The sequence below is a fragment of the Cyclonatronum proteinivorum genome (assembly GCF_003353065.1).
GTDB classification, from domain to species: Bacteria; Bacteroidota; Rhodothermia; order Balneolales; family Cyclonatronaceae; genus Cyclonatronum; species Cyclonatronum proteinivorum.
This window is the reverse complement of sequence record NZ_CP027806.1, coordinates 546,037-566,798: the sequence shown is the minus strand read 5'-3', so window position 1 is coordinate 566,798 and position 20,762 is coordinate 546,037. Positions and strand designations below refer to the sequence as shown.

Genomic DNA, 20,762 nt, shown 5'->3' with positions numbered 1-20,762 from the left:
CTTTTGGCTACCGCTTGAATTTGAACAGATTTTCTTCGCCCACTTTTTCAATGGCCTGACTCAGGGCATAGGCACTGTCGAACAGCGCAATCGGGTTTTCGTCCAGATCGAAAGTCACGTGCGTGGAAAAAGCGGTCTTCAGCTTGCTGATGATTTCCTCGTTTTCGGGCAGCCATCTCGCGGTATGATACGGCACCGGCGTGTAGTGCATTTCCACTTTGTATTCGGCCAGCATGCGGTGCTGTACTACTTCAAACTGAAGCACGCCCACAGTTCCTAACAAAAGCTCATTACCGACGCCATTGGGTACTTCAAACACATGCACAACGCCCTCCTCCGAAAGTTGCTGCAAACCCTCACGCAGCTGTTTCCGCCGAAACGGATCTTTGGAACTTGCCTTAATAAAGTGTTCAGGCGTAAAAAGCGGAATAACATCATATTTCTTCTTCTCTCCTTTATACACCGTGCTTCCGATTTTGAACTCGCCGGGATTGAATAAGGCTACAATATCCCCGGGGTAGGCGACTTCCAGCAGGCTGCGGTCATCAGCCATGAGCGTATGCGGCGAAGTCATGCGGATTTTCTTACTGAGGTCATCTACTTTCACCTCAATACCCCGCTCAAATTTACCGGTTGCAACGCGCACAAAAGCCGTGCAGTCGCGGTGCTCCGGGTTCATGTTGGCCTGCAGTTTGAACACAAAGCCTGAAAAGGGCTCATCAAGCGATCTGAGCTGTTCGGTGTTATCCGTATAGCGCTGCGGCTGCGGGGCAAGATTCCGGAAGTGCTCGAGAAAAATATCCAGGCCGAAATTGCTCAAAGCAGATCCAAAAAAGACCGGCGTTGCCTTGCCGGTGTTATACTCATCGGGGTCCATTTCATGAAACTCATCTCTGATGAGCTCACACTCTTCCATGAAAGCTTCCTTCACAGACTCGGAAAGCTGTGCATTTGCAACGCCCTCCTCCAGATCAAAAATTTCTGTATCGGCTTCCCGGGCACCGTGGCTCGCTTTGATGTAGAGGTGCAGCTTGCGGCCAATCACATCATACACCCCCTGAAAGTCGGTGCCATAGCCCAAAGGCCAGGCTGCGGCTACCGGATGAATACCCAGCTTACTTTCAATATTACTCAGCACTTCCAGCGGGTCCATACCCGGGCGGTCGTACTTGTTTACAAAAGTGATCACCGGAATACCGCGCATACGGCAGACTTCAAACAGCTTCTCGGTCTGTTCCTCGACGCCCTTGGCTGAGTCAATCACCATGAGCGCGCAGTCCGCGGCTACCAGCGTACGAAGCGTATCTTCGGAAAAGTCTTTGTGACCGGGGGTATCGAGCAGGTTGTATTTGATGCCGTCTTTTTCGAACCGAAGCACAGAGGAGGTTACCGAAATACCGCGTTCCTGTTCGATGGCCATCCAGTCTGAAGCTGCATGCCTGGCCGCTTTACGCTGTTTGATCGAACCGGCCTCCCGGATGGCACCGCCATAAAGCAACAGCTTTTCGGTGAGGGTGGTTTTCCCGGCATCGGGGTGGGAAATAATAGCAAAGGTGCGGCGGTTACGGGCTTCTTCGAGAATCGGGGCCGCGTTTTTACCGACCGGAGAGGGTGCAGCTGCAGTGGACATAGTAATGACTTTTTCAAAAATTGATTAGCTTCCAAATATACCGAATATTCATTCAATATGCTGATTACAGCTTGCCGCCTGACGGGCACGTCAGGTGATTTGGCTTTTGAAAAAAATTGCCGAAACAAGATCTGATGCTTATCGTGTAAGCCTGAGATAAGAAATGTTGCTTATACCAAATGCATGAACGAAAACAGTTCGTAAACATGCCTTCAGGTTCCCCCGTCGGCTGTACGGTCGCAACCACGATTATTCATTTTTAAGTATTGTTCCATCATGAGCAAAGATCCTTCAGCACCCAAAAAACGCCGCGGGCGTATGCTGGTTATCGCTATCCTTGTTATCGCCTTTGGCGGCATCATTGCCAACAGCATGGGCCTGATTAACCGTGGCCCCTCCGAAACCCCTGTTAGTACGGAACAGGCAGAAATCCGGACCATCACGCAGCTGGTTTCGGCTTCCGGCCGTATGCAGCCCGAAGTAGAAGTCGTTATTCGACCGGATGTTTCCGGTGAAGTCATTGAGCTGAATGTGCGCGAAGGCGATTTCGTGCGGGAAGGCGATCTCTTGCTGCGCATCAAACCCGATATTTTCCAGGCGCAGATTGATGAACTCAGCGCCATGCTACTCACGCAGCAGGCCCGGCTTGAGCAGGCCCGCGCTACTATGCTGCAGGCAGAAGTGGAGTACCTGCGCAACAAGCAGCTTTATGAGCGCGGCATGGTTTCAGAGCTGGATTACCTCGCTTCATCCAACAATTACAAAGCGCAGCAGGCCAATGTACGTGCTGCAGAATTTCAGATACAGAGTGCCCGGGCACAGCTGCGCCGTTCGGAAGAAGAACTGCAGCAAACCGTAATCCGCAGCCCTAAAGATGGCACCATATCACGGCTATCTATCGAGCGGGGCGAACGGGTGCTGGGAAATACCCAAACGGCCGGTACCGAAATGATGCGCATTGCACGTCTTGATCTGATGGAAGTGATTGTGGATGTGAATGAAAATCAAATTATGAATGTGAGCGTGGGCGACACAGCGCGCATAGAAGTAGACGCGCACCCTAACCACACCTTTGAGGGTATCGTCACCGAAATCGCCAACTCAGCCGACATCACCGGATCGGCAGCCGAACAGGTTACCAATTACAAAGTGAAAATCAGGGTCACCTCGCCGCACAATATTGACGCATCCGGCGCTGAGTTGATTCCGCTTGAAGCAAGCGAACGCCCCGGCAGCGGTTTCATCCCAACCTTCAAACCCGGGATGTCCGCAACGGTGGATGTTTTGAGTCAGACCGTTTATGATGCAGTCAGTGTGCCCATTCAGGCCGTTACCGTGCGCGATTTCAACCGCTTTCCAAATCCATCAGAAGAAAACGGGGAGAGCCCGGATACGCCGGCAGAGCTTGTCGCTGACCGGACGAACAGTGGCAGCGCAAACAGCAACGGCAACAGCCGCCGGGGCAGCCGCGAAGATTTCCGCAGGGTTGTGTTTGTGTATGAGGAGGGCAAGGTTCGCAGGGTCGAAGTAGAAACCGGCATCAGCGACAACAACTACATTCAGATTATACACGGGCTGCAGGATGGTGATGAGGTCGTAACCGGCAGCTTCCGCATCCTTTCAAGAGAGCTTCAGCACAACGAAGCCGTACGACGCGACAACTAAGTTCCGAGCCCGGAGGCGGTCTTACAGCTTCCTCCATCACCGAAATACCGCACGTTTATGCGACGATTTTTTATCAGCCTCAGCGAAGGGTTCCGGATCGCGATGTCCGCCATTTGGCTCAATAAAGTCCGGGCCATCCTTACGACTACCTGCATCGTAATCGGCATTGTCTCCGTGACTACCATGAAAACCGTAACCGACGGTATCGATCAGGCCTTTGAAGACAGCATGAGCATGATCGGCAGCAATGTGGTCTATATCGAAAAATGGCCCTGGGGATTCGGGGGCGAGTACCGCTGGTGGGAATACCGCAACCGCCGCGAAATTCAGCTTGCCTACCTCGAACCGCTGCAGCGACTCGCGCCTTCAACAAGTAATGTAGCCGCAACCGCCTTCCGCACGTCCCCGGCACGATACGGTGAACGCGCGGTGGAAAATCCGCTCATTATCGGCGCAACTGCTGGCTACTTCCAAACGACCAACGCCGATCTCGCCGACGGTCGCGTCTTTACCGAGGCTGAAGTACAAACATCGGCACCGGTCGCGGTGATGGGCGCAACCGTGTATCAGGCCCTGTTTCAGGACGAAGACCCCGTCGGAAAAATAGTCCGCATAGGCGGGCAGCGCTTCACCATCATCGGCATTATCGAGGAACAGGGTTCGTTCCTGGGCATGGAGGATATGGACAATGTAATTATCATCCCGATTTCCTCTTTTGGCAACATCTTCAGCCTTCGTTTCGGGGTTCGGCTGCTCGCGCAGTTCCCCGACGCGGAAACCGCCATCGATGGCGAATACGAAGTAATCGGGGCCATGCGCCAAATCCGCGGCCTTGATCCCATGGAGGATAACGACTTCGCCATCAACAAAGCGGCCCTTTTTGAGGAACAGCTGGGTGGCGTAAAAATGGCCATTTACGGCATAGGAATTTTCCTTACCGGGCTTGCCCTGCTTGTGGGCGGAATAGGCGTGATGAACATCATGTTCGTGTCGGTGCGGGAGCGCACCCGGGAAATCGGCATCCGGAAAGCGGTCGGGGCCAAATCCTGGGAGATTCTGCTGCAATTTCTTACCGAGGCCGTCATCATTTGTATGCTGGGCGGCATCATTGGGGTACTTCTCTCCATGGGCATCACGCAGCTCATCAATCAGTTTTTTGTGGCCTACATGGACTGGACGACCGTGGTGCAGGCCATTCTCATCTGCACCTTCATCGGCCTGCTGTTTGGCTACCTGCCTTCAAGCCGGGCCGCAAAAGCCAACCCGATTGAGTCGCTCCGCTACGAGTAGCGGCGACCTGCTTCAGCCGAACGATTTCTCTCTCATTTTCACCGCAGCGAACCATGCAATTACTTGAAGTTTTCAGACAGGCTTTTGAATCCATCCGGGCTTCCAAGCTGCGCTCAGGGCTGACCCTGCTCGCCATCTCGGTGGGCGTGTTCGCCATCATCAGCGCAAACACCGCGGTGCTGGTGCTCGACACCTACTTCCGCGACACGCTCAGCCTGATGGGCGGGGATGTCATCACCGTGAGCAAAACGCCGGCTATCAACGTAGGTCCGACCGACTGGAACGCCTTCCGCAACCGTCAGGACATCACCATTGAACAGATGGAACGCCTGCAGGAACTTCTACCGCTCACTGCGGAAGTCGGCCCAAGCCGCACCTTCCGGACTACGCGGGTGCTGTTCGAAGATCAGGAAACCGAGCCCAATATCGGCATTCAGGGCGTGAACGAGTATTTCCTGGCCAACAATGCCTACACCATTGCGGAAGGCCGGAATTTTACCGCTGAAGATATGGCCTACCGCCGCAATGTGACCCTGCTCGGCGCAGAAGTCGCCGAAACCCTTTTTCCGGTGCAGGAAGCTTTGGGCAAGACAGTCCGCATTGAAGGACAGCCTTACACGGTAATCGGGGTTACCGAAGCACGCGGAACAGTCTTTGGAAGCTCGCTCGACCGCTTTGCGCTGCTGCCGTACACCATCACGGCCAACAAGTACGGACGCAACCAAAACGTGAGCATTCAGCTGCGGGCGGGTTCGGTCGAAGAGCTACAGGCCATGATTGACCGCGTGACCGGCCTTATGCGCCTGATCCGGCAGGTGGATCCGGCAAGTGCGGATGACTTCGAAATTGCCAGCAACCAAAGCATCAGCGGCGCACTGAGTCAGTTTACCGGCTTTCTCTACATTGTCGGCTTTGTGATTGGCGGCATTGTGCTCCTTGGGGCGGGCATCGGGGTGATGAACATCATGCTCGTATCGGTCACCGAGCGGACCCGCGAAATCGGCGTGCGAAAAGCCATCGGGGCCCGCCGCCGCGAAATCACGACACAGTTCCTGCTTGAGTCTATCGCGCTCTGTCAGATTGGCGGCATGATTGGCATCATCGCGGGGATTGCGCTCGGCAACGGTGCGGCCCTGTACTTCGGCTCAAGTCTCGTGTTCCCCTGGGGCTCAGCCATCGGGGGCCTGATTGGCATGACCCTGATCGGCATCATTTTCGGGGTGTACCCGGCCATGAAAGCCGCGCGGCTCGACCCGATTGAAAGCCTGCGCTACGAGTAGGCAGCCCGCATCCCCAAAAAGAAAAACAGGGCATTTTAATAATACGCCCGTTTTTTCCTGAGACCCTGAAATTTTCCTGTTAGTACAATAAGATGAAGAGGCGCAGTCCGGAAGGGCAGCGCCTTTTGTTTTTTTAATCCGGCAGTAAAGAAAGGGGTGTCAAAGCACCGACAGTGCCCGCTCGAGATCTTCCTTCAAATCATCGGGATGTTCCAGCCCCACGCTGAAACGAATCAGATTTCCCGGCGTTTTCGAGCCTTCGCCTTCCGTACTGAGGCGGTGCTCCCAGCTGCTTTCCACCCCGCCCAGACTTGTCGCCCGCCGGATGAGTGCTGCGCCCGCTACAACCTTCAGCGTTTGGGACGCATCCCCTTTGACTTCAAAAGAAATCATCCCGCCAAAGCCATGCATCTGCCTGCGGGCGGTCTCGTGGCCCGGATGTCCGCTCAGGCCGGGATAGTGAACGGCCCCGACTTTCGGATGACGCGCCAGAAAGGCTGCGAGTTCGGCGCCGTGTGCGTTGTGTCCGCGCATGCGGTACGCCAGGGTTCGGGTGCTGCGGGCCAGCATCCAGCAATCCTGCGGGGAAGGCACCGCGCCACCAAGCCGCTGAATGAACCGGATACGCTCCATCAGTTCGTTTTCTTCACGCGCAATGACCAAGCCGCCCAGCGTATCAGAATGCCCCCCGAAGTATTTGGTAGAAGAATGCATCACGAGATCGGCGCCCAGTTCCAGCGGCCGCTGATTGACGGGGGACGGCCAGGTGTTGTCCACGCAGCTAATCAGGCCGCGTGACCGCGCGAGTTCGCACACCGCCGCAATATCCGTGATCCGGAGCATGGGGTTGGAAGGCGTTTCCATCCAAATGAGGCGGGTTTCGGGCCGGATGGCTTCCCGTATGGTGTTGGCATTGGTTGCATCCACAAAGCTGCTGTGCAGGTTCCAGCGGTTCATCAGGCCGGTGATCATCATCCGGTGACCGGAATAGAGGTCGTCGGGGAAGATCACATGATCGCCGGGGTCAAGCGCCTGAAGCACCGCGGTAGCCGCCGCAATGCCGGACGCAAAAGCCGCGGCACCGGCACCCCCTTCGAGCGAAGCCGCGAGCGCTTCCCACTGCCGCCGGTTCGGATTATCGAGGCGCGAGTATAACAGCTCATCATCCTGCTTGCCGGCTTCGCTCAGCTCATACACCGTGCTGTGGTACACGGGCGGCACAATCGCGCGCGCATGGTTGTCATGATCAAGACCGCCGTGAATGGCGCGGGTTTCAAAACGCATAAAAAAAGCTTTGGTTGGTGAAGAAGGGCCTTGTGAGGCGTCAATTTCCACAAACCAAAGCTAAAATGCTAATTGGGAATCAGCCGAACGGAAATAAAATCAGACGGTCGCCTTTTCGCGAATCACCTGCTCAAGCTGCGCGGCCTGCGGTACGCCCGCCTGCTGCCACTTGATTTCTCCATTCTGGAACAGAATGAGAGTCGGGATACTGCGGATACCGTAGGCAGCCGCAGCCTGCTGATTCTTATCCACGTCAATTTTAATAATGTTGAGACCGTCGCCGAATGATTTTTTCACCTTATCGAGGATAGGCGGCATCATGCGGCAGGGACCGCACCAATCGGCGTAAAAATCGACCAGGACAGGGGTATCGGAATTGATGAGGTCTTTGAAAGAAAGCTTGGTTTCCATAAGAAAAATAAGTTAAGGGATCAGAAATATGAGGTGCCGCTACTTGACTTCCGTGTACTGAATCTCACCATCGGAAGCTTTTTCCGGCCCGTAAGCCGCGGGTGCACATCCCTGCGCCCCGAAGCAACCGACATTAAGGCCGGCCTGCAGCAAAAAGAAAAGCGCCAGAAAACCCGGCAATGCTTCCCCAAATGTAATGCTTTGGACAAGGAAAATAAGGCCAATCACAAGACCTAATACACGGCGCATGTGCCAGTTGGTGAGCAAACGATTCATCATGAGATATACATCTAAAATAAAGCGGCGGTTGTAATTTTGACCTTAATATAAGACCGGGCAGCCCCCGGGTTCAGTCACAATTGTTACATGGGAGGGGTCAATAATTTCCAAATGCAGCTAACCGCTCAATTTGGGGTACATAAAATGCGCAAGTCAGTCATCATCACTTAGGCTTTCAATGATTAGTTCTGTCCAGGTCAATGCCCGCTGCCTGACTACTGAATCAACCTGTGTAAGCTGTATTCTCGCATGCAGCACTGTAGGGTTAATCATCTGTCTTAGAATCAAAAAGCGCACAAACTCCGTGTCTTTTTCACGAAAGGCAATAAGCTTGCTCGCAGCTAAATCATGGGCTTCGACGCAATAGCCAATATTGTTCTTGTCTAAATAATCACGAACCACTCTTGTTCTTTCTTTCCACCCTTTGGGCAAGACCGCGGTCTCAAGAGCAACCCCATGAACGTAAAATCCGTGCATCTGATGGAATGGAGAGTTTTCACCCAGTGCGCCATCAATTTTGTCTACGGCATCGGGCTTATTTACCGGTACTACATCTACTTCAACTGACTTCCTTAACTCCTCAGGTGCATCAGGGAATTCTCCTAAAATTGCCTGCGAACCAAATATATAAAGCTCCTGATCTTCCGCTACATTACAAGCTGCGCGGATAGCGTGTGCTAATTGTTCTATGTTCATACGCCCGACTTTTGCCCTTTCAGCGACATAAACATCGCCCTTTCATCTTCAGTTAAAACAGGCCAGAACGGAAGCGACTGACGGAGTCTGATTGCTCTCTCAGAGTCTGATTCGAGCAGCTTTTTAAGCCTCTGAAATGGAGTAGTCATAAGAATCCGCTTCCATTCGTCAAGCTCCAGCTTCTCCCCGGTCCTATGTTTCGGAATTTCCTGCTCAAGATAGCGTATTGTCCTTGGGATGATCTCCGGATACAAAGCAAGAAGTTCTGACCAGATCTTCGAATCTGAAGCCTGTGTTTGATCAATTTCCTGATGACATTTCGGGTGACCGCTGCCAGAAGAGATATTGTCTGATAGCGGGTGCACACCCCAAAGATGTATGATCGTACCCTCTGTAAAATAAGGTTTGGTCATAAGGTCAGCTTTGGTAATGCCCCTTGATTCAATGGATACATCAAACGTTATTTCCGTATTTTTTTTGGAAAGTTCAACGCTAAACTCCTGAGCTACATTCTCAATGGAGCTCAGCCTCCCAAGAAGCGCTATTTGCAAAGCATCCCCATACCTATCGGTACCAGCGGCAACAGACCCAAAAATCCATGCTGAATCAGGCCTTACAGACAAGCCTTCAATTATCTGACCAAGCGCTTGCAGTAAATTATCAAATCTGTCGGCTTCAGCAAAGAACATTGCTTTAAGCTGCATATATAAAGGATAATCGGAACGGAGAGCGATCAATTGCTGCCTGCCCGAGCCTTGATAGGCCACAATTCCGGTTTCAGCAAGTCTCTTTACCACATCATACACCCCCTGCCTTGAAAGGCCTGTTCGCTCCAGGAGCGAACCATGACCAAGCGGATATCCCGCACTGAACAACTCCCGCAGCACGGCAATATGACCTTTTGAGCCCAATATCGAACTTAGCGGGTATTTTAAGGCACTCTGTATATGGTTCTCTGACCTATCCATTTTTTTGCTTGTTAGTTTTTGCCTCAAAATAACAAGTATAACCGACAATCGTCAACTTAACTTGACAATTGTCAAAGCTAATTGACAAAAGTAGTAGCCCCCATCGTTACGCAGCGGGATGAGGTGATATTTGACCATTAAACAATGTCCACCAATTACTTACACTTCAGAGTAAAATACTTTCCATAAAGTAATTTGTAGCTGATTCTGAATTTATGCTATTCACTCTTGGTGCAGGCCTTATGCTATTTCGTAGTCGTTACTGCTGTCTGTTTCCCCGGTTATGCAGGTAAAACAACCCATTCCTGAAATTGCTGAACCAATGGCCCAGATTGGGTTGCCACAATTACATTTTTGTCCATTTGATTTCAGAGATCTGAAGTGTATCAAGTCTTTCTTCAACATTTCTGCATCTTCACGGGGATTGCTCTTCTTATACAGCTTAACGAACTTATGAACCGAAATGGATTTGAAATTATCTGCTGGACTTTCTGCCTTAAAACTCATAGTGTCTTTGTTCTTTTGGTATTTTTCTGATAGTAGCAATGTTTAATACTATCCGATCAAGTGCGTTATTTAAAGACTGCCTGTTAGGCGGTTTTGCGAAAAAGACTTCATATAATTCATCCTCATCCAGTGACCGCAATTCGGAAATCAAGCTTAAGGATTTCTCCAGATAATCCTCCTCATCTTTGCAACCCGAAGCTAAACTCCCGAATTGAAGCGTAAGATCATGACTGAATTTTTCCGCTTCAATGATAATACCATTGTAAGTCTCCGTCGATAACTCGTCAGTATCCATATTTTCACTTAAATTTTTTTGTCAGCACTTTAATGGGTGAAGTGTATCTGTGATTATAAAATTATTTGTAGAAAAAAGGTTTGGTTATCCTTATCATAATGTCGTGCTTAAGTGATTAGGCGACCAACTTTGTTTGGGACATAATTGCAAAACCGCCCGATAGAAGCCCGTGTTATAGAGGTTGCTAACGTATGATTAGGGAATATTTATCCAATCAGCCTCTTTTGCCATCATTTAACTTTTCTAAGAGTTTATCAGCGTCTTGTCTATTATCCCATAATTACAAGAATTTTAATGAATTGAGGGGTATTCACATAAAACAGGGAAACCGTTCTGTGTACGACCAATCTTCTGAATTGCGTGTTCTCGAAAGCCGGAGCAAGTTCGGGATTATTTTGAAGCTGTTCAATCCGATAATCAAGTTGCTCAACAAATTGCTTATTGACATCAGTACCCCAAACTTCAAGTATGAAATCTGAGGTTTCTTGCAGTGTTTTAATAGCTGTTACGGTCCACTGAACTTCTTTCATTTCATTTTTAGAAAATCTTTAACACTTGTATGCTTTACGAGATTTTCGTTTGGTTCAGAATCTGCAAGTTTTAGCATTTCAACAATAGCAACAGGAAGGTCATCCAGAGAAGAGTTCTTTAATCCTTCCATCTGATCGAGAATCACCTCATCATCAAGAGTTGTTATCCAGTTAATAAGCGATATTTTCCTTTGTTCGATTGTCATGTTTAAATATAGTGGTTTTCAGACCAGAAGACAATTGATGCCAACCCTGGCATAATTCCAACGCTGTTTTGGTCAGTTTATCAACCAAAATATATGTATTAACGGAGAATTTAACTTGCCCTATAACGCTCGAGTTAACCGACGCCCTCACTAAGCTAACCCGTCTAAGGCACCCCCAGGCTTTCCGGAGCCCGGTTGAAACCTTTGCGAGCAAAGTATCTGCTTAGGCACGTATTGTTCGTCAACAGGATTACAGCTCCCATTTGCGAAGGCGCATTTAATACCTAGTCCGGGGGGAAAGGCAGTGCTTTATTCCATTCTTTCAGCAAGCTCATATAAGCCTTTAAAAACACCTCCGAGCATAATGCCCATACCAACACCAAACATCACCAGCGCGGGAAGCGGGATAACCGGAGTCAGCGCACCAATACTTATGCCAAGGCCCGCTATTGATATCATTGTGTACTTCTGAAAATTCTTCTTATGAGACATTTTTCCACTCCTTTCTGTGAATTTAGGATAGCTGTTACTTACTGGTATCGCTATCGTGTTATTGAGCGACTGACAACATAACGTCTATTCCGGTCAAACTAAATAGTACTCAAAAAATGTGTCCGGGTACTCCTCACTTGGACTGTTAAATTAGGGTTTTTTGTTGTTTTTTTATCATTTTTGGATGCCGGATCAGCTCCCGGAAAATTTCTCCGTTCGTGTATGATGGCTGCCCGGATTAAGCCAGCACGCGGCATCGATGACCTCATTTTAAGCACTCTTCGGAGGTCTCGTTTTAGCCATTCTTTCAAGTTGCAACTGTAGAAATTGGAATTCCGCTCAAGAAGCCTTCCTATTTAACAAGCGTTGGTACAAGAATCCGGCAAATTAACTCAAAGATCAAAAAAAGATACAGCACCGGAGTCGAGAATGCGGCGGTCAGCGGTACACAGATGAATACTGTGCTACCGGGCGGTAGCCGTAATCAGCCTGTCGGCTGGATCGGCATGAAAATCTTTCGGAAGTTTTCGCTGCATACGCACAGTGTCAATATCCACTGGGATGACCTCGCAGATTTCGGGTGCGGTAGCCTTTTCCAGCCAAACCTCGAATGGCATTTTGAACCGGATGCGGCCCTTTCGCTCAAGCATTTCAGTTTCCCAAAGAGTTACCCAGCTTATCGCAAGAAGACCTTCTCGGGCCAGCTCATCCAGTTTGTTTCGGTTTGACTGTTGCAGGGGACCATCGCCCAGTAGCCACCAAAGCCAAATGTGGGTATCGAGTAAAATCATAAGGTGTTTGTTTCAGATAAGGTATGCTGCAAAACATGAGGAGCGCCAAACAAAAAGCAAGGCCCGCGTGACGCTCACGGAGTTCTTCCCAAAAAATAAACCAAGCGGAAAAACAAAGTCGCCCGCCATAAGGGCTCATATCCTTTAACCAAAAAGCGGACCGTATCGCTACAGTCCGCTTTTTCGGAAGTTCAACAGGTTCTTGGGTAAGGGCTAATCTTGTGAGGGATCGTTGACGGCCATGCCACCGAGCAAGTCGGGACCGTTGTAGCCGTCGAAGCCGGATTCATCGGGCTGAAGGCCTGCCGTGCTGCCGGTGCCGCGCAGTTTTTCCCAGGGAAACGATCCCTTTTGCGCAAGCTGGTTTTCGCTCAGCTCGCGCGTGAGCGCTTTAATGAAAAGCTCTTTCATGGTGATGCCTTCCTCAACAGCTTTTATTTTCGCTTGTTTGAATAAGGTATCGGGTATATCAATGGTTGTCCGCATAAAAGCATAGTAGCATATTTACACCAAATCATCAAGCTTCATAGCTTTCGCTCCGCGGACTTCTACCCCTCCCGAAATTTCCTTCCGGCTTTCGCGTGCTCTTCGAGCAGTTTGGCCGGGGTGAAGCGGGCGCCGTGTTCCTGTTCGAGGGTTTTGAGTTGGTTGAGGATGACTTCCGCGCCCATGAGGTCGATGTAGCGGAAGGGGCCGCCGTGGAAGGGCGGGAAGCCGAGGCCGAGCACCGCGCCGAGGTCGCCGTCGGTGGCGCTGTCGAGGATGTTTTCCTGCAGGCACAGCAGGGCTTCGTTCAGCATCACGGTGCTCATGCGCTTTTGGATGACTTCCGCCGAAATCTTCTTCCGGGAGGTGCCGCCAAAGTGCGCGTAAATATCAGGGTTGATTTCCTTTTTCTTGCCCTTGCCTTCGCCGTAGCGGTAGAAGCCTTTGGCGTTTTTCCGGCCCCGGAATCCGGCGTCGTAGAGCTTGCGCGCGGAATCTGAGGGCGTCGCGCCCCGTTCGCGGAACAGGGGCCCGAGCACATCGGCTACGTGCGCGGCTACGTCGATGCCGACTTCATCAATCAGCACAATCGGCCCGACCGGGAAGCCGAAGTCTTTCATGGCCCGGTCGATGTCCTCTATCGCGGCGCCTTCTTCGAGCAGCAACAGCGCTTCGTTGATGAAGGGCGCGAGGATGCGGGTCGTGTAAAAACCGGGTCCATCGTGGACCACAATTACGGTTTTGCCCTGACGAATCCCGATTTCGTAGGCCGTCGAAATGGCCTCTTCGGAGGTCTGATCGGTTTTGATGATTTCCAGCAGCGGCATTTTCTGCACCGGACTAAAATAGTGCATGCCCACCACGTTCTCGGGCTTTTTCGCGCCTTTCGCGATGTCCGCGATGGGCAGCGAGGATGTGTTGCTTGCAAAAATGGCGTCGGGCGAAACGGCCTCGACTTCTTTCAGTACGGCGTGCTTGATTTTCAGGTCCTCAAACACGGCCTCGATCACAATCGGGATGTCCCGGAAATGTTCGTACGAGCCGGTGGGCGTGATGCGGGCGAGGTGCGCATCCCCCTCAAAAGAAGACATGATGCGCTTTTTTACCTTTTTGTCGGTTTCGCGCCGGATGGCTTCAAAGCCCTTCACCGCCGAGGCCGTGTCGCGGTCTTTGAGCGAGATCCGGTAGCCGTTGGCCGCGCTCACGTCGGCGATGCCGCCGCCCATGAGTCCGGAGCCGAGTACGCCGATGCGTTCGACCTTGCGGTCTTTGCCCTGCCACGGATTTTTCTTCACGCTTTGCATGCCGAAAAACAGGCTGCGCAGCGCGGCAGATTCCGGGGTGAAGGCCAGCTCGCTGAACAGGCGGCGCTCGGTTTCGAAGCCTTTTTCACGGCTTTGGGTGAGGCCCGCTTTCACGCTGTCGATGATGCGCAGCGGCGCGGGATAGTTGCCGCGCGTCTGCCGCATCACGGTTTCGCGGGCTTTGCTGAAGGCGATGTTGCGCGCGGCGGTGTTGGTGAGCAGCTTGGCGACGAGCGGAAGCTTACCGGATTTGGGCTTTTCTTTCATCAGCTTTTCGGCCCGGTAGTGCGCGGCCTGACGCAGGCCGTGACGGTGCGTGAGTTCGTGCACCAGCCCCATGCGTTTGGCCTGCCGCGGATACACGTTTTTTCCGGTGAGCATCATGTCGAGGGCCGTCGGTACGCCGACGAGTCGCGGCAGCCGCTGCGTGCCGCCTGCGCCGGGCAGGAGACCAAGCTTCACTTCGGGCACAGCAAATTTCGTGGCGGGATCGTCGGTCGCGATGCGGTAGTGGCAGGCCATCACAACTTCGAGGCCTCCGCCGATGCAGCCGCCGTTGATGGCCGCAATCACCGGCTTGGGAAATTTCTCGATTCGGTCGAGCAGGTCCGTGCCGGTTTTGATGAAGGCCCCAAATTCCTCCGGCGTGGTAAAGGTATCGAACATTTTGATGTCGGCCCCGGCTATAAAATTGTTCTCCTTGCCGCTGATGAGCACGACGGCCTTGATGCCGGCATCCTGCTGAACCTCGTCGAGCAGTTTGCCGAAACCGGAGATCATTTCCTTGCCGAGGGTGTTAACTTTGTCGCCGGGCTGATCCAGCGTGAGCCAGGCTATGGCGTTTTCCCGTGTGAGCGTGAGCATGTGCGCAGTCGTTTTTGCAGTTTCTGTGTTTATGGGAGGGGGCAGGGTGATGGGTCCCGTGACCTGATCAGCCTGTGCGGCCTTTCCCGTTTATGTGTTTTGTGTTGGGGGATGATGGCTCATCCGTCGAATCGCTCTAAGAGCATGGCATGGCCTTGTCCGCCGGCAGCACAGGCCGCGATGAGCGCGTAGCGCGCGTTTTCTTCGTGCAGGCGGCGGGCCGCGGTCGTCACGAGCCGAACGCCGGTAGCACCGAACGGATGCCCGATGGAAAGCGAGCCGCCCTTCAGGTTGAAGCGGTCCATCGGCATGTCGAAGGGTTTGATGCTCGTCTTCACTTTGTCTTTCATGAAGCTTTCGGTGGACAGCGCTTTGAGGTTGGCCAGAATCTGTCCGGCGAAGGCCTCGTGGAACTCGTACACGCCGATGTCGTCGGGCTTGAGGCCGTTGCGTTCGAGGATGCGCGGCGTGGCGTAAGCGGGACCTAACAAAAGCTCATGGCGGGGATCCTGCGAGACAAAGATGTAGTCTTTGATGATGGCCATCGGTTTGAGGCCGCTTGCCCGGGCTTTGTTGAGCGACATCACGAGACCTGCCGAGGCGCCGTCCGTGAGGAAGGAGGCATTGGCCGCGGTGACGGTGCCGTAGGGCTTCACGAAGGCTGGACGCAGTTTGGCGAGTTTGTCGGGGCTTGAGTCGCCGCGGATGCCGTTGTCGTGGTGTACGACTTCGCGGCCCGGCTGCGGCTGCATAGCAATGACTTCATCATTATAGTAGCCGGATTCCCAGGCGGCGGCGGCGCGTTTGTGGGAGGAAATCGCGAAGGCGTCCTGATCTTCGCGGCTGATGCCGAACATAGCTGCCAGCTTGTCGCAGCTTGCGCCCATGGTGTCGTTGGTCGAGAATTCGGCGATTGCGGGCAGTTCCGGCTTGAGGTCCGCAAATTTGAAGCCCTTGAGGATTTTCAGGAATTCGAGGGGGGACTTGTATTTCTGCGCTTCCAGCAATTTGGCGCGCAGGCGTCGGGAGACGCGGATGGGCACGTCGCTCATGGTTTCGGTGCCGCCGGCAATCACGGCGGAGGCGCGTCCGAGGCGGATGGCGTCTGCGGCCTGCGCAAGCGCGAGGTTCGAGGAGATGCAGGCCATGGTGACCGTATGCGCCGGTTTGGAATCGGGGATGCCCGCAGCAAGCGCGGCTTCCCGGGCGATGTTCGCGGTACGCACCTCCTGAATCACTGTACCAACGATAGTGTGGTCAACGGCTTCCGGACTGATGCCGGTTTTGCCCAGCAATCCGGAAATGGCGACCCTTGCGAGGTCGTAGGCCAGCATTTTCTTGAAATCGCTTCCCGATTTGAGAAAGGGCGTGCGTACGCCGTCTATAAACACGGGAGTTGTGGCGGGATCAGTTTGCATACCAGAGAATTAGCGTAGATGGTTAAACAAAGGTTAACGGTGTTATCTTTGGAAGATGAAGCTTTTGACGCATATTGTCAAGACAGCCGGATAAAAACCTGAGGAGCGGTTGCGGACCCTTGGATTTTCATGGTTAGCCAAGGTGCAAAAGCCGCAACTTGTGTTATGAATTATACATGCGCTGCGTTTTTTGCCTTCTTCGCGTGCTTCGCGTTCATCCCTAAAAGCACGGGACATCCCGCAGGCTTGGGGATTTTGAACTGTCACGACTGACCGTGATGTGCAAGGAGTTTCCCCCAAAAAAAACAGAAGCGGGAAATGCCGATGCTGTCAGATTCCGGTTATTTTTTTTGCCTCAGCTGACCGCGATTGCTGCTGTGCTTCAGCTTTGGAAATACAAGCCTGAAGCCCTATTTTGAAAGCGCTTACATTTTCATTCATTGGACTCCCGCTTTACATGCCTTTTTTCTACCGTTTCTTTTTCCCGGCGCTTTTCGCGCTGCTGTTCTTTGCACAAACCGTCACAGCGCAGCAAACACAGGTCACCTTTTCGGTGAACATGAATCATCAGGTCACGCTCGGCAATTTCGATCCGGACCTCAATTTTGTGGATGTAGCCGGGACGTTTAACGGCTGGGGCGGCACGCCGCGGGTTTTGGCCGACCCCGAAGGCGACGGCATTTACAGCCTCACGATTGATGGATTTTCCCCCGGACAGACGATTCAGTTTAAGTTCCGCATCGACGGAGCCTGGGACGGGCGCGAAGAATTTCCCGGTGGCGGGGCCAACCGGAACTACACCGTCACCAGCGGGCCTAACGAGATCCTCGTGTGGTACAACGACGAGCTGCCGCCCGACGGGCCGCCCGTTGCAGGTTTCACTCCCCAATCTGTCAGTATTTTTGAAAACGGAGCTGTGTCCTTTTCCGACCTTTCCGGCGGAGAAGTCACCGAATGGGAGTGGCACTTTGAAGGCGGCGTACCAGCAAGCTCGCAGCAGCGCAACCCCGTAATCAGCTACCCGCAGGCAGGCAGCTATGGCGTAACCCTCATCGCCCGGCATCAGGATCTTGCCGATACGCTAAGTCTCACCGATGTTGTGCAGGTACAGGTGCGCGAAACGACGGCAACGCACTGGTGGAATCATACCGTTTTTTATGAAATGTTTGCCCGCAGCTTTTTTGACAGCTCAGGCGACGGCACCGGCGATTTTCAGGGGATGATTGAGAAGCTCGATTACCTCAACGACGGCGACCCTGAAAGCGGGGAGAGCCTCGGCATCACCGGTATTTGGCTGATGCCCATTCATCCGTCGCCGAATTATCACGGCTATGACGTGCTCGATTACACCTCCGTAAGCAGCGATTTCGGCAGCATGGAGACGTTCCGCACCTTCGTGGAAGAAGCGCAGGCCCGCGGCATACGGGTGATTATTGACTTCGTGCTCAATCACACCTCTTCGCAGCATCCCTGGTTCATCAATTCCCGCAACAACGTGCCCGGCTACCGCGACTACTACCGCTGGTCGGCCACGCATCCCGGCTACAACGGCCCGTGGGGGCAGCCGGTGTGGCATCAGCATGGCGGCTGGTTTTACTACGGCCTGTTTTGGGGCGGCATGCCGGATGTGAACTTCCACAACGAAGAAGTAAAGGAGAAGCTGTTTCAGGCGGCCGATTTCTGGCTCAGCGATGTGGGCATAGACGGCTTCCGGCTCGATGCGGTGACTTATATTTTTGAGGACGGGAGTCAGCTCGAGCACACCGAAGAGACCTTCGCTTTCTGGGCGGAGTTCAATGAGCGCGTGAAATCGAACAATCCGGAAGCCGTAACTGTGGGTGAAGCCTGGACGAGCACGGAGAACATCATCCCGTACGTGACCAACGACCGCCTCGATATTGCCTTCGAATTTGATCTGGCCTCGGCCATCCTCAACGCCGCGCGCAACGGTGATGCGCGTCCGCTGCGGAGTCAGATGCAGAAAGTGCACAACAGCTACCCCTATTTGCAGTACGCGACCTTCCTCACCAATCACGATCAGAACCGTGTGATGAACGAGTTGGGCGACGACTGGAACAAGGCGCGGACGGCGGCGTCCATTTACCTCACCCTGCCCGGCGTGCCGTTTTTGTACTACGGCGAGGAAATCGGCATGCGCGGCGCCAAGCCTGATCCGCAGATCCGCACGCCCATGCAGTGGACTGATGGCCCCAACGCGGGTTTCACAACCGGCACGCCCTGGATTAACCTGAACCCCGACTATCACATCCGGAACGTGGCGGTGCAGGCCGAAGACCCCAATTCCCTGCTCAACTGGTATCAGCGCCTGATTCAGGTGCGCAATCAGGAAATCGCGCTGCGGATTGGCGACTATCAGCCCGCGGAGGTCAGCCGCAACGCGCTGTTCGGCTTCGTGCGCACCTACGAGGAGGATCAGCTTCTGATCGCTGTCAACACCGGCAGCGGGGCAGTCACCGAGGCGGCCTTCGGCATGCCCGGCATTTCCCTGCAGCCCGGTACCTGGGAAGTGGATGAGCTCCTCAGCGGCAACACCCTTACCGTAACCGTCGAAGCCGGGAACCGCGTCATCATTCCCGCCCTTGCCGCGCATGGCGCGATGGTGCTGCGCATCGGCGGCATGGTTCCGGTCAGCACCGCCCCGACCGGCGAGCTCCCGCGACAGATGCAGCTGCATCAAAACTACCCGAACCCCTTCAACCCCATCACGCAAATCCGCTTCGAACTGGCTGAAGCTTCGGAGGTTTTCCTGAGCGTGTACAACCTGCAGGGGCAGCGGGTCGCAACCCTGGCGAACGGCCTGCATCAGTCCGGCATCCATCAGCTCGCCTTCGACGGTTCCGCCCTTGCAAGCGGCCTCTACCTGTACCGCCTCACCGCCGCGGGTCAGCAGCTCACCCGAAAAATGATGCTCATCAAATAAGGACGCATTATTTTTTGGGGGAAACCCCGTGCGCATCACTGGCTGCAGCGGCAACCCGACAGCCCTCAAACCTACGGCTGGTCCCCTTGCTTTTTGTGACGGCGTTTCGTGATGTAAATGACAATCCCAAATGGGGGAATAACTTGTGCGTAAACCGCGCTGGGGCAACCACAAGGGTGTACCCCTACGGTGGGGCACCATTCATCCCTGATACCATCACGCGGACCAAACAAAATCCCCGCGAATCCTGCCCGATCCGATAAATCCGCGTTCCATTGTCGGGGACCGTTCGGGCATCAGGGCATTTCAGGCTGAATCTGTTATATTGGGCTCCCAACCCCAATCCAAATCCTGACCCCGACCCGACTCAACCATGTGTACCCTCAGCTGGCAGCGCAATCCGTCCCAAAACGAACTGTATCTCGTGTTCAGCCGGGATGAGATGCGGGTGCGGGTGAAGGCTGAGCCGCCGAAGTTTTTCAGCCGAAACGGCATTCGGTACATGGCGCCGGTTGATCCGCAGGGCGAGGGCACCTGGATTGCGGCCAACGACCGCGGCCTGATTTTGTGCCTGCTCAACGACTACATGGGGAAATCCGCCGCCAACTACACCGGCGAAAGCAAAAGCCGCGGTTTGCTCGTGCGCAAGCTCATCACTCTGGAAGACGGTAGCCCGGAAGCCGTGCGAACCTACATGAACCGGCAGTCGGCTGCTTCGATGCCGTACAATCCCTTCAACCTTGTTGCTTTCAGCGGACTGCGCGAACCCGAGATGTGGCACTGGAACGGCGAATGCCTCGAAACCATCCCCAACCCGCCCATGCCGGTTGTCTCCGCCGGCCGCGAACAGGACAAGACGCAGCGGCTCCGGGCAAAAGTTTTCGATCAGCTCAGGACGCAGCACGGCGGACTCATTCCCGAATCGGCCTTACTGCACGCGCATGAACAGGCCGAGCCGAAACCGCAGCCGTACAGCATTGCCATGGAGCTGCCCGATAAAGGCACGATGAGCATCACCAAAGTCAGGCTGCAGCACACGGAAAGCGAACTGCGGGTGAAGATGGAGTACCTGGGCGGGAGTCCGCTGTACAAACCTTATGAGGTGATTGCAGGCCTGAGCCTGACAATACCAAAACCTATCGGCACTCCTTTGTGAACCTAAGCCTGAATGGGATACCTTGCCGGCACATGACAGATCAAGAGGATTTTATGGGTTTGGCTGGTAACACAAAAAAAGAAAGCCCTGCAAACTCAAGGTTTACAGGGCTTTACTGTTTTATTGTGTGCCCGGGGGGGGACTCGAACCCCCATGTCGTTGCCGACATACGCCCCTGAAACGCACGCGTCTACCAATTCCGCCACCCGGGCTCGTTTCAGAATAGATTCCAAATATACGACAGTTTGGCGCCTGTGGCAATACCATTG

Annotated in this window: 20 protein-coding genes and 1 tRNA gene; 5 read left to right on the top strand and 16 right to left on the bottom strand. The window is 53.5% G+C overall.

Translation table 11 applies throughout. The features are described from left to right. Nucleotides 1-7: 7 nt before the first annotated feature. Complete coding sequence (locus tag CYPRO_RS02170) at nt 8-1,630, bottom strand: peptide chain release factor 3 (protein WP_114983065.1); 1,623 nt, start codon at nt 1,628-1,630, stop codon at nt 8-10. A 276-nt stretch (nt 1,631-1,906) separates the two neighbouring features. Between CYPRO_RS02170 and CYPRO_RS02165 the strand changes: the two genes are divergently transcribed. The 3 genes from CYPRO_RS02165 to CYPRO_RS02155 are packed head-to-tail and all read left to right on the top strand — an operon-like array spanning nt 1,907 to nt 5,865. After that, nucleotides 1,907-3,295 (top strand): efflux RND transporter periplasmic adaptor subunit, encoded by a 1,389-nt coding sequence (locus CYPRO_RS02165; protein ID WP_240644812.1) that lies wholly within the window; start codon nt 1,907-1,909, stop codon nt 3,293-3,295. Between the two features lie 57 nt (nt 3,296-3,352). Then, on the top strand, nt 3,353-4,585 hold the full coding sequence (locus tag CYPRO_RS02160) for an ABC transporter permease (protein ID WP_114983063.1): 1,233 nt from the start codon (nt 3,353-3,355) through the stop codon (nt 4,583-4,585). A 53-nt stretch (nt 4,586-4,638) separates the two neighbouring features. Then, entirely contained in the window at nt 4,639-5,865 is a 1,227-nt protein-coding gene (locus tag CYPRO_RS02155) for an ABC transporter permease (RefSeq protein WP_114983062.1), read from the top strand. A 159-nt stretch (nt 5,866-6,024) separates the two neighbouring features. Here CYPRO_RS02155 and CYPRO_RS02150 read toward each other — a convergent pair whose 3' ends face one another. The 14 genes from CYPRO_RS02150 to CYPRO_RS02085 form a co-directional block, all read right to left on the bottom strand. Continuing rightward, complete coding sequence (locus CYPRO_RS02150; protein ID WP_114983061.1) at nt 6,025-7,149, bottom strand: trans-sulfuration enzyme family protein; 1,125 nt, start codon at nt 7,147-7,149, stop codon at nt 6,025-6,027. Between the two features lie 99 nt (nt 7,150-7,248). Then, nucleotides 7,249-7,560 carry a thioredoxin gene (gene trxA / locus CYPRO_RS02145; RefSeq protein WP_114983060.1) on the bottom strand — a complete coding sequence of 104 codons (312 nt, stop codon included), beginning with the start codon at nt 7,558-7,560 and terminating at the stop codon, nt 7,249-7,251. A 39-nt stretch (nt 7,561-7,599) separates the two neighbouring features. Further along, complete coding sequence (locus tag CYPRO_RS02140; RefSeq protein ID WP_114983059.1) at nt 7,600-7,839, bottom strand: hypothetical protein; 240 nt, start codon at nt 7,837-7,839, stop codon at nt 7,600-7,602. 153 nt (nt 7,840-7,992) lie between these two features. Beyond that, entirely contained in the window at nt 7,993-8,535 is a 543-nt protein-coding gene (locus CYPRO_RS02135) for a DUF6036 family nucleotidyltransferase (protein ID WP_114983058.1), read from the bottom strand. Further along, nucleotides 8,532-9,503: a hypothetical protein gene (locus CYPRO_RS02130; protein ID WP_114983057.1), complete on the bottom strand. Its 972-nt coding sequence runs from the start codon at nt 9,501-9,503 to the stop codon at nt 8,532-8,534. The genes CYPRO_RS02135 and CYPRO_RS02130 overlap by 4 nt, the downstream gene beginning before the upstream one ends. 240 nt (nt 9,504-9,743) lie before the next feature. Beyond that, on the bottom strand, nt 9,744-10,010 hold the full coding sequence (locus CYPRO_RS02125; protein WP_114983056.1) for a hypothetical protein: 267 nt from the start codon (nt 10,008-10,010) through the stop codon (nt 9,744-9,746). Next, entirely contained in the window at nt 10,000-10,305 is a 306-nt protein-coding gene (locus CYPRO_RS02120; RefSeq protein WP_114983055.1) for a hypothetical protein, read from the bottom strand. Before CYPRO_RS02120 ends, CYPRO_RS02125 begins: the two co-directional genes overlap by 11 nt. Nucleotides 10,306-10,574: 269 nt before the next feature. Further along, the gene (locus tag CYPRO_RS02115; protein ID WP_114983054.1) at nt 10,575-10,835 is read right to left on the bottom strand and encodes a type II toxin-antitoxin system RelE/ParE family toxin; all 261 of its coding nucleotides are present in this window, start codon (nt 10,833-10,835) and stop codon (nt 10,575-10,577) included. Beyond that, nucleotides 10,832-11,041 carry a hypothetical protein gene (locus CYPRO_RS02110; RefSeq protein ID WP_114983053.1) on the bottom strand — a complete coding sequence of 70 codons (210 nt, stop codon included), beginning with the start codon at nt 11,039-11,041 and terminating at the stop codon, nt 10,832-10,834. Before CYPRO_RS02110 ends, CYPRO_RS02115 begins: the two co-directional genes overlap by 4 nt. A gap of 309 nt (nt 11,042-11,350) precedes the next feature. Beyond that, nucleotides 11,351-11,500: a hypothetical protein gene (locus CYPRO_RS16495; protein WP_164682450.1), complete on the bottom strand. Its 150-nt coding sequence runs from the start codon at nt 11,498-11,500 to the stop codon at nt 11,351-11,353. Between the two features lie 497 nt (nt 11,501-11,997). Next, nucleotides 11,998-12,324 (bottom strand): type II toxin-antitoxin system VapC family toxin, encoded by a 327-nt coding sequence (locus CYPRO_RS02100; protein WP_114983051.1) that lies wholly within the window; start codon nt 12,322-12,324, stop codon nt 11,998-12,000. A gap of 213 nt (nt 12,325-12,537) precedes the next feature. After that, nucleotides 12,538-12,810 (bottom strand): hypothetical protein, encoded by a 273-nt coding sequence (locus CYPRO_RS02095; protein ID WP_114983050.1) that lies wholly within the window; start codon nt 12,808-12,810, stop codon nt 12,538-12,540. Nucleotides 12,811-12,872: 62 nt separating this feature from the next. Next, nucleotides 12,873-14,978, bottom strand: coding sequence for a 3-hydroxyacyl-CoA dehydrogenase NAD-binding domain-containing protein (locus CYPRO_RS02090; protein ID WP_114983049.1), 2,106 nt, complete (start codon nt 14,976-14,978; stop codon nt 12,873-12,875). A gap of 119 nt (nt 14,979-15,097) precedes the next feature. Continuing rightward, complete coding sequence (locus tag CYPRO_RS02085) at nt 15,098-16,396, bottom strand: thiolase family protein (protein ID WP_114983048.1); 1,299 nt, start codon at nt 16,394-16,396, stop codon at nt 15,098-15,100. A 457-nt stretch (nt 16,397-16,853) separates the two neighbouring features. Between CYPRO_RS02085 and CYPRO_RS02080 the strand changes: the two genes are divergently transcribed. Both CYPRO_RS02080 and CYPRO_RS02075 read left to right on the top strand, forming a co-directional pair. Continuing rightward, nucleotides 16,854-19,337: an alpha-amylase family glycosyl hydrolase gene (locus tag CYPRO_RS02080; protein ID WP_124245488.1), complete on the top strand. Its 2,484-nt coding sequence runs from the start codon at nt 16,854-16,856 to the stop codon at nt 19,335-19,337. Between the two features lie 373 nt (nt 19,338-19,710). Then, a complete protein-coding gene (locus tag CYPRO_RS02075; RefSeq protein WP_114983046.1) occupies nt 19,711-20,493 on the top strand; it encodes an NRDE family protein in 783 nt (260 codons plus the stop codon). Between the two features lie 128 nt (nt 20,494-20,621). On the opposite strand, the gene CYPRO_RS02070 is transcribed toward CYPRO_RS02075, so the two are convergent. Further along, nucleotides 20,622-20,705: transfer RNA gene (locus tag CYPRO_RS02070), tRNA-Leu, on the bottom strand. Nucleotides 20,706-20,762: the final 57 nt, after the last annotated feature.